Raw genomic sequence first — 13,035 nt, forward strand, 5'->3', positions numbered from 1 at the left:
CGAGGAACGAGCGACACGCTCGGCCCAGACCAACTCAGTGGGCGAAGTGCCGGGTGCCGGTGAAGTACATCGTCACGCCCGCCGCCTGGCACGCCGCGATGGTCTCCTCGTCGCGCACCGACCCGCCGGGCTGCACGATCGCCTTGACGCCGGCGTCGAGCAGGATCTGCGCGCCGTCGGCGAACGGGAAGAAGGCGTCCGAGGCGGCGACCGCGCCGCGGGCGCGCTCGACGCCCTCGACCAGCCTGTTGGCGCGCTCGACGGCGAGCTTGCAGGAGTCGACGCGGTTGACCTGGCCCATGCCGATGCCGACCGAGGCGCCGCCGGAGGCGAGCAGGATGGCGTTGGACTTGGCGGCGCGGACCGAGCGCCAGGCGAAGGCGAGGTCGGCGAGGGTCTGCTCGTCGGCGGCGTCGCCTGTGGCGAGCGTCCAGGCGGACGGGTCGTCGCCCTCGGCCTGGAACTGGTCGGTGTGCTGCATGAGCAGGCCGCCGCTGATCGGGCGCGTCTCGACGCCGCCGACGGTGAGCGGCTCGGCGACGAGGATCCGGATGTTCTTCTTGCCCTGGAGCACCTCGACGGCGCCCTCGTCGTAGCCGGGCGCGACGATGACCTCGGTGAAGATCTCGGCGACCTGGCGCGCCATCTCGACCGACACGGAGACGTTGGTGGCGATCACGCCGCCGAAGGCGGAGACCGGGTCGCACTCGTGGGCGCGGCGGTGGGCCTCGGCGACGTCGGCGCCGACGGCGATGCCGCACGGGTTGGCGTGCTTGATGATGGCGACGGTGGGCAGGTCGCCGTGGTCGTACGCCGCGCGGCGGGCCGCGTCGGTGTCGACGTAGTTGTTGTAGGACATCTCCTTGCCGTGCAGCTGCTCGGCGGCGGCGAGGCCGCCCGGGCCGTGGCCGGAGCGGTAGAGCGCGGCGGGCTGGTGCGGGTTCTCGCCGTAGCGGAGGACGGCCTGCTTGTCCCAGGTGCCGCCGATCCACGCCGGGAAGCCGGTGCCCTCGGACGAGTCGGTCAGCACCGAGCCCATCCAGGACGCGACCTGGACGTCGTAGGTCGCCGTGTGCACGAACGCCTTGGCGGCCAGCGCCTTGCGCTCCTCGTAGGTGAAGCCGCCGTCCTGCGCGGCCTCGAGGGTGCGGGCGTAGTCGGCGCCGTCGGTGACGATCGCGATCGACGGGTGGTTCTTGGCGGCTGCACGGACCATCGACGGGCCGCCGATGTCGATCTTCTCGATGCAGTCGTCGATGCCGGCGCCGGAGGCGACGGTCGCGGCGAAGGGGTAGAGGTTGACGACGACGAGGTCGAACGGCTCGACGCCGAGCTCCTCGAGCTGCGCGACGTGCTCGGGCAGGCGGCGGTCGGCGAGGATGCCGGCGTGGACGCGCGGGTGCAGCGTCTTCACGCGGCCGTCGAGGCACTCGGGGAAGCCGGTCAGCTCCTCGACCTTGGTCACGGGGAGGCCGAGGCTCTCGATGAGCGCGGCGGAGCCGCCGGTGGAGACGAGCTCGACACCGGCCTCGTGCAGGCCGCGGACCAGGTCGTCGAGACCGGTCTTGTCGAAGACGGAGACCAGCGCGCGCTTGATCTGGACCTTGTCAGTCATGACGGTTCACTTCCTCATCGGGTCGTTGCATCTCGATGAGGGCACCCAGGCGATCGATGCCGACTCGTCACTCCCTGGTGGTTGCCCACCTGCGCCAGTCGTGTGCCGCCGATTCTACGGTGGGGTCAGCCGCCGAGGCGAACTCGCCGGCCGTCGACGGCGAAGCCCTCCCGGGCCATCCGGCCGACCGCGTCGACGAGCATCGCCCGCTCGGCGACCTTGATCCGCTCGTGGAGCGTGTCGACGTCGTCGTCGTCCTCGACCGGTACGACGGTCTGCGCGACGATCGCGCCCGTGTCGACGCCCGCGTCGACGACGAAGAGCGTCGCGCCGGTGACCTTCACCCCGTACTCCAGCGCGTCGGCCGGCCCGTGCATCCCCGGGAACGACGGCGACAGCGCCGGGTGGGTGTTGACGGTCATCCCGCCGAAGCGCTCGAGGAAGGTCTCCCCCACCAGCTTCATGAAGCCCGCCAGGACGACGAGGTCGGGCTCGAACGCGGCGACCTTGTCGGCGAGGGCGCGGTCCCAGTTCTCGCGCGCGGAGTAGTTGGAGAGCTTGGCGACGAAGGTCGGGATCCCGGCGCGCTCGGCACGCGCCAGCCCCTCGATGTCGTCGCGGTCGGCGCCGACCGCGACCACCCGCGCGCCGTACGACGGGTCGGCGCAGGCGTCGAGCAGGGCCTGGAGGTTGGTGCCGGAACCCGACACGAGGACGACGAGGCGAGGGCGAGCGGGCACGGCCCGGATTCTAGGGCGTCCCGATCGTCAGGACCGACGCGGCAGCCGGTCGCGGACGGCGCAGGCCGGCAGCGCGGCGGGAGGCGCACCTCCGGCAGCTTGCTGCCTCCTCAGCGCCGGAGACGCGCTCGGCCCAGACCTGCAAGCCGCACACGCACCCATGAGTCGGCGTCGCGCTGCCACCAGCAGACCACCACCGCGCCGACGACCCCGCCGATGCCGAAGGAGGTGATCGAGTGGAGCAGCACGTCGAAGGTGTAGGGACCGACGTCGCGCATCCGGCCCGGGCCGACGGCCCCACCGGCGAAGGCGGTCAGCAGGGTCAGCAGCACGCCCGCGGTGATGCCGCCCGCGCAGCCGCGGATCGCGGCCTGGTCCCACGCGAGCGTCGGGCGGTCGCGCTGGACCCGCCCGGCGACGTACAGCGCGATGAGCACCGGGCTGAGCATCAGCCAGTCGGTCCACCACGGCTGCGCGCCCTGGTCGGGCAGCGCGGCGAGCAGCGGGAACATCGGCAGCGGCCCGAGCACGACAGCGGTCGTGGAGACGGTGGTGCCGGCGCCGACGGTGAAGCCGGGGCCGAGCAGGTAGGCGCTCGAGAACAGCAGCGCGTTGGGCAGCACGAGCAGGGTCAGCACGGTCATCAGCAGGACGCCGCCCGCGTCGGCGTGCAGCTGCGAGACCACGTTGGCCGCCGTCGAGAAGTCGAGGACGAACGCCGCGACCAGCGCGACCAGGCAGGCCAGCGCCCACAGACCGAGGATCCGGCGCGCGACGAGCAGGACGTCGCGCACCATCGCGGGCACGCTCGGCAGCCAGATCGAGGCGCGACCGGAGCCGTAGGCGATCGCCGGTGCGCCGACGCCCGCGCCGAGGACGATCGACCAGAGCACGACCCGGGCCGAGGACGGCGTCGACGCGGCCGTGGCCGCGACGGAGCAGGTGAGGACGCCGACGACGGCGTAGCCGACGGTGAAGAGGGCCGCGGCGAGCGGCACGGTCCAGTCCCGGGCGCCGTCGGCGATCCGGTCGGCGTCGGGGCCGTGGCCGGAGATCGACTCCCCGACCCGGTGTCCGACCCGCCAGGTCGTCCACGCGCAGATCAGGGTGAGGCCGAGCGGGATGGCGGTGAGCCGGATCCCCTCGACCGCGACCGTCGAGCCGTGCGCGACCAGCCAGCCGTGGGCGCCGACGCGCAGCGCGCCGCTCGGGCTGCCGGCGCCGCCGGCGTCGGTGAGGAACCAGCCCACGACGGCCAGGGCCAGGCACACGAGCAGCGGACCGCCCGCGGCAATCGCGCCGCCGATGGTCGCCGTCGGCACCAGCGGCCGGGTGGTGGCGAGGTCGCGGCGCAGGTCGGCGTCGGACCGGGCGGATCCGCGACCCGATCCGGTACGGCGCGACGGCGGGGACTGCAACGACGTCATGGTCCGTCCATCTTCACGCGCCCGCGCCTCCCTCCCGGCTCGCCACGCCGGACGGGCCCCGGACTGTGGGGACCGTTACGGTCCTGACATGCCGACCCTGCGCCTGGAGACCCGGATCGCCGCGCCGCCCCGGGCCTGCTTCGACCTCTCCCTCTCGGTCGACGCCCACACCGCCTCGATGGGCGACGCGGGCGAGCGGGCGGTCGGCGGCCGCACCTCCGGGCGGCTCGAGCTCGGCGAGCGCGTCACCTGGCACGCGGTCCACTTCGGCGTGCCCTTCACGATGACCGTCGCCATCACCGCGTACGACGCGCCGCGGCGCTTCGTCGACGAGCAGGTCCGCGGCCCGTTCGGCCGCTGGCGCCATGAGCACCTCTTCGACGAGCAGCCCGACGGCGGCACGCTGATGACCGACCTGATCGCCTTCGCCTCCCCGCTCGGCCCGCTCGGCCCGCTCGGCCCGCTCGGCGCCGCCGTCGACCGGCTCGCGCTCGGCCGCTACCTGGAGCGGCTGATCGTGACCAGGAACACCTGGCTGCGCACCACGCTCGAGGCCTGAGGTCCGCCGGACACGCCGTCCGCGGCCGACCCGTGATTCCGGACGGGGTTGCGCGTCGTCGTACGGTGTCCCGGTCATGACCGCGGACGCCCCCGAGAGCCACAGCAGCGCGCAGCCACGGTCCGCGTACGTCAGCCACGCGGACCTCGCAGCGAGCTTCGACGCCTTCTACAAGGACACCCGCGAGCGCCTGCTGCTGCAGACGTTCGCGCTGACCGGCGACCTCGCGGTGGCGCGCAGCGCGGTCCGGGAGGCGTACGTCGTCTCGTGGCACCACTGGCGCAAGACCGGCCGGCTCGACGACCCCGAGATGGCGGTCCGGCCCGACGCCTGGCGCAAGGCGCTGCGGCGGGCGAGCCACCGGCCCTGGCACCGCAAGAAGGACATCGACGAGCGCAGCCGCGCGATCCTCGACGCGCTCGCCGCGCTGCCCGTCGTGCAGCGCAAGGCGCTGCTCCTCACCCAGCTCGCCGCCGTGTCCATGGACGAGATGGCGCAGGAGATCGGGCTGCCGGTCGAGGCCGCCGAGCGCGAGCTCCAGCAGGGCGCGGCCCAGTTCGCCACCCAGCTCGCGCTGCCGACGTCCGCGATCCCGTTGTCGCTGAGCTCGCTCGGCGACGCCGTCCGCTCGGCCACCTGGCCCCGGGTCACGATCATCCGCCGCGCCGGCGCAGCCCGGCGCCGCGCGCACACCGTCCTCGGCGGCGCGGCCGCCGTCGTCGCGCTCGTCGCGGGCGGCGCGGTCGCCCACGACGCCACCGGCGTCCGGCCCACGCTCGACCGCGAGGGGCGCCCGGCCGCCACCGCGCCGCACCCACCGAAGATGCCGACGGCGACCCTGCCCGACAGCGCCCTGCTGACCGTCGCGTCGGTCCAGCAGCAGCTGCCGGGCAAGCGCTGGCAGGAGGGCACCACCTCCGACAACTCCTCCGGAAACGGGCTGGTCCTTCCCTGCCAGGCGGAGCGGTACGCCGACCCGCAGGGCACCGCCGCCTGGGTCCGCAGCTTCCGCGACAGCACCCGGCCCAAGGCGCCGCGGACCGTCGTCCAGCTGGCGGAGGCCTCCTCCGCCGAGCCGCGTGCGGTGCGCACCTACCGCCGGGCGCTGCGCTGGTTCGCCACCTGCCCGACGCCCGCCGAGAAGGACGCCGCCCCGCTGCGGATCCAGCTGCTCAGCACCTCGTCGCTGGCCGGCGTCGGCGACCAGTCGGCGCTGCTGACGCTGCGCTCGCGCGGCGACCGGACCTCGTACGTCGTGGGCGTCGCGCGCACCGGCCAGTACACGACCGTCACCTCGCTCACCGACACCCAGCCGTCCAACCCCGCCACCCGCACCGGCGTGGCCCGCCTGCTCGCCGGCTCGGTCGAGCAGCTGTGCGCGCTGCCCGACGGCGGCGCCTGCGCGACCCCGAAGCCGAAGGCGACCCCGCGGGCGCCGTACCGGACCGGGGCGGTGGCGTGGCTGCTCTCCGAGATCGACCTGCCCCCGCTGGTGACCGACCAGGGACCGTGGGTCGGCACCCCCGCCGCCAAGCTCGGCGAGGACCGGATCGACAGCGGCGCGGTCGGCTGCTCGACCGTGCACCTGTTCGGCAGCTTCCGCGGCCAGTCGGTCCAGGGCAACCAGTTCCGGACCTTCGTGGTCAACAACCCGCAGCTTCCGCCCGAGGTCGGCCTCACCCAGACCGTCGGCTCGCTGCCGACCGCGTCGGCGCGCGGCTTCCTCCAGCGCTTCCGCGAGCAGATGGGCGCCTGCCCCGACCTCGACGCCACCGCCGGAACCGACGTCGAGGAGCTCGCCCACGACAAGGACACGCTCTCCGCGTGGCACCTGAGCACGGCCCTGCCCGGCAACCGCACCGTCGAGTACGACGTCGCGGTGCTGCGCCGCGGCACGTCCGTCTCGGTGCTCGTCTACGTCGCGTCCCCGCGCGCCCGGATCACCAACGCCGACTTCGTCGCCCTCGCCCGGCGCTCCCTCGAGCGGCTGGCCCTGATGGAGCCCTACGCTCCCTAGCGGGACGCTCACGAAGGCCTCGGAAAAAGATCCGGGATCGGTGCAACCGACCTCCCGCTCCCGGCGTATCCCTCCCGAGAGTCCCGCACCGGGACCTGTTCGGTCGAGAGGAGGTACGACGTGGAAGCCGCAGAGTTCGACGAGTTCTACGCAGCGTCGTTCCGCCGGGTCACCGGACAGGTGTACGCCATGATCGGCGACCTCGACGAGGCGACCGAGTGCACCCAGGAGGCGTTCGCCCGGGCCTGGGCCCACCGCCGCAAGCTGGACCGGGCGGAGTACCCCGAGGCGTGGGTGCGGACGACGGCGTACCGGCTGGCCGTCAGCCGCTGGCGCCGCCGCAAGCGCGGTGAGCGCTCCCCCGACCGCGCGCTGCAGGACCTCGGCGTCGCCGCCGCCGTCGACGAGTCGCACGTCGCGCTCGTCGCGGCCCTCAAGCAGCTCCCGGAGGCGCAGCGCCAAGCGCTCGTCCTCCACCACATCGCCGACCTCCCCGTGCAGCAGGTGGCGGCCGAGGTCGGCGTTCCCGAAGGAACCATCAAGGCCCGGCTCAGCCGGGGACGCGCGGCGCTCGCCACACTGCTGGCCGACGAGACCGGCCTCGCGGGAGGAGGGGTGACCCATGCCTGAGCAGCACGACCCGATCGAGGACCTCGCGCGGTTCGGAGCCGGCTTCCAGGCCGGAGGAGGTGGCGAGATGCCGCGGACGGCAGCCGACGTACGACGTCGCGGGGACCAGATCCGCCGCCGGCGTACCGCCCTGGTCGCGGGTGCCGCCGCCCTCGCCGTCGCCGCCATCACGGTGCCGGTCCTGACCCTCACCCACGGCTCCGCCCGCAGCGACCGCGACGACCTGATCACCAACGACCCGACCCGGGCGCTCAGCCAGGCCGACCTGCTCACCGACGGCGACACCGTCTACGGCCAGGGCAACGACTGGTTCGCGACCGGCACCTTCGAGGGCGACGGGCAGGCGAGCTTCCAGCTGTGCGCCGAGCAGAGCATGACCGGCCTCGGCGCGACGGCGACCTTCGGCCGCACCTTCGAGCTGCGCGGCACCCTGCCGGACGCTCCCGCCGGCCCCGCCGCGGGCAGCTTCCTGCAGGAGACGGTCGCGGCCTTCCCGAGCCCGGCCGCCGCCCGCAAGGCCTACAACCAGGTCGTGGCGTGGGTGCAGAACTGCGGGCCGCGGGCCAAGGGCCAGGGCTACCCCGACTACCGGACCTTCGACCCGCGCTCGGCCGACCCCGCCGTCCCGGACGGCGAGGCGACCATCATCGAGAGCCAGTACGGGCCGCTGCCGGACAACCTGGCCGACGGGATCTCGAAGTTCATCGGCGAGACCGGCCTGGTGCTGGTCGGCGACCGGCTCGCGGTCATCGACTCGGTGGTCGTCGGGTCCGACTACAACTTCCTGCCCGAGGACGGCGGCACGCCGGTCGAGCGGATGGTCCCGAAGGCGGCCGCGCGGCTGCTGCCCGGCGCCGACCTGCCCGGCAACCCCTCGCCGGACACCTCGAACCCGCCGACGCCGAGCTCGGGCGGCGTCGGTGCGACCGCCATCCCCGACGACTTCCCGCTGGCCGCCGGCTGGCCGGAGATCGACGGCGACGGCAGCACCGCCGGCCCGGCCCGCGACCTGCCCGCGTTCACCTGGTCGGTGTGCGGCGCCGACGTCCCCGACTCCCCCGCGCCGGTCGACCGGATGATCGCCAGCTGGCAGGAGCCCGAGGACGGCCGTGGCCGCCAGCTCTCCGTCTACGCCACCGAGGCGGACGCCGTGGCCGCCGCGAAGGCCGTCGTGGAGGCCCACCGGGCCTGCCCCGAGGAGCCGGCCGACGACAGCGGCCAGACGCCGCACCACGTCGTCCAGGACGGCACGGCCGGCGACGAGTCCTGGGTGATCGGCACCTGGTACACCTACCAGGGCTCGCACGTGCCGGCGCTCGGCGTCGACTACGTCATCCGCAGCGGCCACACCGTACTCATCCTCACCGCCGGCAACGAGGGCGGCGCGGCCGACCCGCAGGGCGACATCGCGACCACCGCGGGCAGCCTGCTCGACGACGCCGCCGAGCCGGTCGCCCAGCTGCCGACGCTCTAGCCGCAGCCTCCCCTCCCCGCCTCACTCTCTCTGACTCTCCCTCCCTCGCCCGCACCACGTCCCGCGCTCCGCGCCGAGTCGTGTGCCTGAGAACGCGTGTACGCGGGTTCTCAGGCACACGACTCCTCCTCGACGACCCCTCGATGCCCCCTCCACCCCGAGAAAGAGACACCGCCATGAAGCTTCTCCTCGCCGCGGCCCTGCTCGCGACGCCCGCCCTCGTCCTCTCCGGCTGCAGCGGCGACGCCGCCGCCCGCGACGGCGGCGCCCCCGCCGCCGGCGCCCCGCGGCCGGCACTCTCGACCGAGACGCTGCTGACCGACTCCGAGACCGAGTACGACTCCGGCGCCGACTGGTTCCGCACCGGCTCCGGCGAGGGCGACGGCCAGGACGCCTTCAACCCCTGCGCCGCGCAGAGCCTGACCGGCACCGGCGCGACCACCGTGGTCCGCGCCGACTACGAGCTGCGCAACTCCGGCGCCGGCGCGCCCGAGGTGACCGGTGACTACCTGGTCGAGGTCGTCGGACAGTACGACGACGAGGCCGCCGCCACCCGGGCCTGGACCACGATCAACGGCTGGCTCGAGGAGTGCGCGGCGCGGCCGGCCGACCTGACGTCGTACCGGACGCTGCAGACGCGCAAGGTCGCGATCCCCGAGACCGACGCGGTGATCACCGAGGCCCACGTCGGCCCGGTGCCGAAGGAGGTCGACCCGAACGGCGACGCCGCCTACCTCGTGGAGACCGGCGTGGTCCGCAAGGGCGACCGGGTCGTCGTGCTGACGTCGGTCGTCGTGGGCCAGGACTACGACTTCCTCGGCGGGACGCCGGTCGAGCGGATGCTGCCGAAGGCGGCGGCACGCCTCTGAGCCGGTCCGGACGGCTCTTGCGTCATGAAATCGACGAAGGCCCGCCACCGTGGGGGTGGCGGGCCTTCGCTTCGTGCTCAGTGCGTCACAGCGACTGCAGGATCTCCCGAGCCAGCGCGGCGGTCTCGGACGGCGTCTTGCCGACCTTGACGCCGACGGCCTCGAGCGCGTCCTTCTTCGCCTGGGCGGTGCCCGCGGAGCCGGAGACGATGGCGCCGGCGTGGCCCATGGTCTTGCCCTCGGGGGCGGTGAAGCCCGCGACGTAGCCGACGACCGGCTTGGTGATGTTGGCCTTGATGTAGTCGGCCGCCCGCTCCTCGGCGTCGCCGCCGATCTCGCCGATCATCACGATCACCGAGGTCTCCGGGTCCTCCTCGAAGGCCTGGAGCGCGTCGATGTGCGTGGTGCCGACGATCGGGTCGCCGCCGATGCCGATGGCGGTCGAGAAGCCGAAGTCACGCAGCTCGTACATCATCTGGTAGGTCAGCGTGCCCGACTTCGACACGAGACCGACCGGGCCCTTGCCCGCGATGGTGTGCGGCGTGATGCCGGCCAGCGACTCGCCCGGCGTGATGATGCCGGGGCAGTTGGGGCCGATCATCCGGGTGGACTTGCCCTGCAGGTAGGACCACACCTCGGCGGTGTCCTGGACCGGCACACCCTCGGTGATGACCACGATCAGCGGCATCTCGGCGTCGATGGCCTCGATCGCGGCGTCCTTGGTGAACGCCGGCGGGACGAAGAGCACGGACACGTTGGCGCCGGTCTCCTTGATCGCCTCCGCGACGGTGCCGAAGACCGGGAGCTCCACGTCGGCGCCCGCGGCGTCCTTGTGGGTCACGGTGGTGCCGGCCTTGCGGGCGTTGACGCCACCGACGATCTGGGCGCCCGAGTCGAGCATCAGGGCGGTGTGCTTGGCACCCATGCCGCCGGTGATGCCCTGGACGATGATCTTGCTGTCCTTGTTGAGGTAGATGCTCATTGTTCTATCGCTCTCTATCTCAGGCGTTCGCCAGCTCGGCGGCCTTGTCGGCCGCGCCGTCCATGGTGTCGACCTGCGTCACGAGCGGGTGGTTCAGCTCGTTGAGGATCGCGCGGCCCTGCTCGACGTTGTTGCCGTCGAGGCGGACGACGAGCGGCTTGGTGGCCTTGTCGCCGAGCAGCTCGAGCGCGCCCTTGATGCCGTTGGCGACCTCGTCGCACGCGGTGATGCCGCCGAAGACGTTGACGAACACGGACTTGACCTGCTCGTCGTTCAGGATCACGTCGAGGCCGTTGGCCATGACCTGCGCGTTGGCGCCGCCACCGATGTCGAGGAAGTTGGCGGGCTTGACGCCGCCGTGGTTCTCACCGGCGTACGCGACGACGTCGAGGGTGCTCATGACGAGACCCGCGCCGTTGCCGATGATGCCGACCTGGCCGTCGAGCTTGACGTAGTTGAGACCGAGGTCCTTGGCCTTCGCCTCGAGCGGGTCGGCCTCCTCACGGATCTCGAACTCCTCGTGGTCGGGGTGGCGGACCTCGGAGGCGTTGTCGTCGAGCGACACCTTGCCGTCGAGCGCCTCGAGCTTGTCGCCGGCGAGGCGGGCGAGCGGGTTGACCTCGACGAGGGTCGCGTCCTCCTCGACGAAGACCTTGTAGAGGGCCTCGATCATCTCGACGGCCTGCTCGAAGACGGCCTCGGGGAACTTCGCCTCGGTGGCGATCTCACGGGCCTTCGCGGCGTCGACGCCCTTGCCGGGGTCGATGCCGATCTGCTTGACGGCGTCGGGGTTGGTCTTCGCGACCTCCTCGATCTCGACACCACCCTCGACCGACGCGATGCAGAGGTACTGGCGGTTGGAGCGGTCCAGCAGGAAGGAGAAGTAGTACTCCTCCTCCGGCGGGGTCGCCGGCGTCACCAGGACGCGGTTGACCGTGAGGCCCTTGATCTCCATGCCGAGGATGTTCGACGCGTGCTCGAACGCCTCGTCGGGCGTCTTCGCGAGCTTCACGCCGCCGGCCTTGCCACGGCCGCCGGCCTTGACCTGAGCCTTGATCACGGTCACGCCGCCGATCTGCTCCGCCGCGGCCTTGGCCTCTTCGGCCGTCTCGACGACCGTGCCGAGCGTGGTGGCGACACCATGCTTCGCGAAGAGCTCCTTCGCTTGGTACTCCATCAGGTCCACTGATACGTCCTCACATCTGGGTCAGAGGTTCGGTGCGCACAGCGGCACACCCCCGGGCACGATAGTCCTGACCCACCAGTAGGACGAGACCGGAGGCGACTTCGTGACAGGCGTCACGCGCCGTCGCGGGTCAGTGCGGCACCCGCCTGGCCGCCCGCATCTGCCGGCCGGCCGTCCTCATCAGGCGGGACGGTCGATTTCGGGGCGGTCCGGGCATCGGCTATGGTCCTTACGCATGTTTCACCCGGTCGCCATCCGGCGGCCACCTCGGTCGGAGCCACTCGGGCGCCTCGGACGAGAAGGTGCGGGCGAAACGGGCCTGCACGAATCGTCCCCCCAAGGAGAGTCAGCAGTCGATGGGTAGCCACCGAGCGGATCACCGCGCGCCGCGACCCGCCACGACGACCCCTGACTCGGGCTCCGCCTACGTCGGCAAGCGGGTCGCCCAGCGGGTCGAGACCGAAGCCCCCGCCACCACGTCGTCGTACGTCGGCAAGCGAGCCGCCCGCCCAGCCGCCTCCCCCGAGATCCCCACGGCTCCCGCCTTCGAGGCGCCCACCGTCGAGGCTCCCGTCGTGATCGCCCCGGTCGTGACCGCTCCGGTCGTCGACCGCGCGCCGACGGTCGAGCTGCCCGCGCTGCGCGACATCCCCGCGCCCGACCTGCTGACCGACTCCTCGGCCGGGCTGCGCGCCGTACCGGCCGGCGGTGGCAAGCGCCGCGCCGTCAAGCACGCCGGCTCCCGCGGCCCGCTCTTCCGCGGCCTCCCGACCCTGCCCGTCGCCGCCGGCGTCGCGACCCTCGCGATCGCCGTCACCGGCGTCGTCACCTCGGCCGACCCGCAGCTCGCGTCGGCGTCCGACCACGTCACCGCCGCCAACGCGCTGACCGGCTCGTTCGGCAACGCCTCCGTCGGCACCCGCGGCGAGACCGTGAGCCGCGACTCCGACCGCGACACCCTCGCCCAGGCCGCCGGCACCGACCTCGTCGCCGAGGCCGAGCGGTCCGCCGCCGAGCGCACCAGCGCCCTCGGCAACCTCGCGCAGGCCGCCGAGAAGGAAGCCGCCGAGATCGCCCTCAACCGGTGGGTCCTCCCCATCGCCCCGGGCGCCTACCACCTCACCGCGCGCTTCGGCGAGTACGGCCTGTGGTCGCACTACCACACCGGTCTCGACTTCGCGGCCCCCACCGGCACCCCGATCCACGCCATCACCAACGGCGTGGTCACCTCCGCCAGCTTCGACGGCGCCTACGGCAACAAGACCGTGCTCACCCTCGACGACGGCACCGAGCTGTGGTTCTGCCACCAGAGCGCCTTCAACGTCTCGGTGGGCGACAAGGTCCGCGCCGGCGACCTGATCGGCTACGTCGGCGGCACCGGCCACGTCACCGGCCCGCACCTGCACGTCGAGGTCCGCCCCGGCGGCGGCGACCCGGTCGACCCCGACGCTGCCCTCCGGCAGCACGGCGTCACGCCGTAGTCACTCCCGAGCCTCCCGACCCCGCGGCACCGTCGTACCGGACGTCTCGGTCGCG

At 73.1% G+C, this 13,035-nt stretch carries 11 protein-coding genes and 1 riboswitch; of the genes, 6 read left to right on the forward strand and 5 right to left on the reverse strand.

What is annotated here, in order from left to right; translation table 11 throughout:
• Positions 1-34: 34 nt before the first annotated feature.
• The 3 genes from purH to AB4880_RS14920 all read right to left on the reverse strand — a co-directional run bounded on the left by purH (position 35) and on the right by AB4880_RS14920 (position 3,782).
• Positions 35-1,615, reverse strand: a complete 1,581-nt coding sequence (gene purH / locus AB4880_RS14910) for a bifunctional phosphoribosylaminoimidazolecarboxamide formyltransferase/IMP cyclohydrolase (RefSeq protein ID WP_367920007.1) — start codon at positions 1,613-1,615, stop codon at positions 35-37.
• A 36-nt stretch (positions 1,616-1,651) separates the two neighbouring features.
• Positions 1,652-1,727: riboswitch (ZMP/ZTP riboswitch) on the reverse strand.
• Between the two features lie 13 nt (positions 1,728-1,740).
• Positions 1,741-2,364 (reverse strand): phosphoribosylglycinamide formyltransferase, encoded by a 624-nt coding sequence (gene purN, locus AB4880_RS14915; protein WP_367920166.1) that lies wholly within the window; start codon positions 2,362-2,364, stop codon positions 1,741-1,743.
• A 101-nt stretch (positions 2,365-2,465) separates the two neighbouring features.
• Complete coding sequence (locus tag AB4880_RS14920) at positions 2,466-3,782, reverse strand: cell division protein PerM (RefSeq protein WP_367920008.1); 1,317 nt, start codon at positions 3,780-3,782, stop codon at positions 2,466-2,468.
• Between the two features lie 88 nt (positions 3,783-3,870).
• On the opposite strand from AB4880_RS14920, the gene AB4880_RS14925 reads away from it, so the two are divergent.
• The 5 genes from AB4880_RS14925 to AB4880_RS14945 all read left to right on the forward strand — a co-directional run bounded on the left by AB4880_RS14925 (position 3,871) and on the right by AB4880_RS14945 (position 9,331).
• Positions 3,871-4,341 carry an SRPBCC family protein gene (locus AB4880_RS14925; protein ID WP_367920009.1) on the forward strand — a complete coding sequence of 157 codons (471 nt, stop codon included), beginning with the start codon at positions 3,871-3,873 and terminating at the stop codon, positions 4,339-4,341.
• Positions 4,342-4,417: 76 nt separating this feature from the next.
• The gene (locus AB4880_RS14930) at positions 4,418-6,358 is read left to right on the forward strand and encodes a sigma factor-like helix-turn-helix DNA-binding protein (RefSeq protein ID WP_367920010.1); all 1,941 of its coding nucleotides are present in this window, start codon (positions 4,418-4,420) and stop codon (positions 6,356-6,358) included.
• Positions 6,359-6,478: 120 nt separating this feature from the next.
• Positions 6,479-6,988, forward strand: a complete 510-nt coding sequence (locus AB4880_RS14935; RefSeq protein WP_367920011.1) for an RNA polymerase sigma factor — start codon at positions 6,479-6,481, stop codon at positions 6,986-6,988.
• Positions 6,981-8,462: a hypothetical protein gene (locus tag AB4880_RS14940; protein ID WP_367920012.1), complete on the forward strand. Its 1,482-nt coding sequence runs from the start codon at positions 6,981-6,983 to the stop codon at positions 8,460-8,462. Before AB4880_RS14935 ends, AB4880_RS14940 begins: the two co-directional genes overlap by 8 nt.
• A gap of 176 nt (positions 8,463-8,638) precedes the next feature.
• Complete coding sequence (locus AB4880_RS14945) at positions 8,639-9,331, forward strand: hypothetical protein (RefSeq protein ID WP_367920013.1); 693 nt, start codon at positions 8,639-8,641, stop codon at positions 9,329-9,331.
• An 85-nt stretch (positions 9,332-9,416) separates the two neighbouring features.
• On the opposite strand, the gene sucD is transcribed toward AB4880_RS14945, so the two are convergent.
• Positions 9,417-10,313: a succinate--CoA ligase subunit alpha gene (gene sucD, locus AB4880_RS14950; RefSeq protein WP_367920014.1), complete on the reverse strand. Its 897-nt coding sequence runs from the start codon at positions 10,311-10,313 to the stop codon at positions 9,417-9,419.
• A 19-nt stretch (positions 10,314-10,332) separates the two neighbouring features.
• A complete protein-coding gene (gene sucC, locus AB4880_RS14955) occupies positions 10,333-11,499 on the reverse strand; it encodes an ADP-forming succinate--CoA ligase subunit beta (protein ID WP_367920015.1) in 1,167 nt (388 codons plus the stop codon).
• 356 nt (positions 11,500-11,855) lie between these two features.
• On the opposite strand from sucC, the gene AB4880_RS14960 reads away from it, so the two are divergent.
• Entirely contained in the window at positions 11,856-12,980 is a 1,125-nt protein-coding gene (locus AB4880_RS14960) for a peptidoglycan DD-metalloendopeptidase family protein (RefSeq protein ID WP_367920016.1), read from the forward strand.
• Positions 12,981-13,035 lie beyond the last annotated feature (55 nt).

Source organism: Nocardioides ginsengisoli, from assembly GCF_039537225.1.
GTDB lineage: Bacteria > Actinomycetota > Actinomycetes > Propionibacteriales > Nocardioidaceae > Nocardioides > Nocardioides ginsengisoli.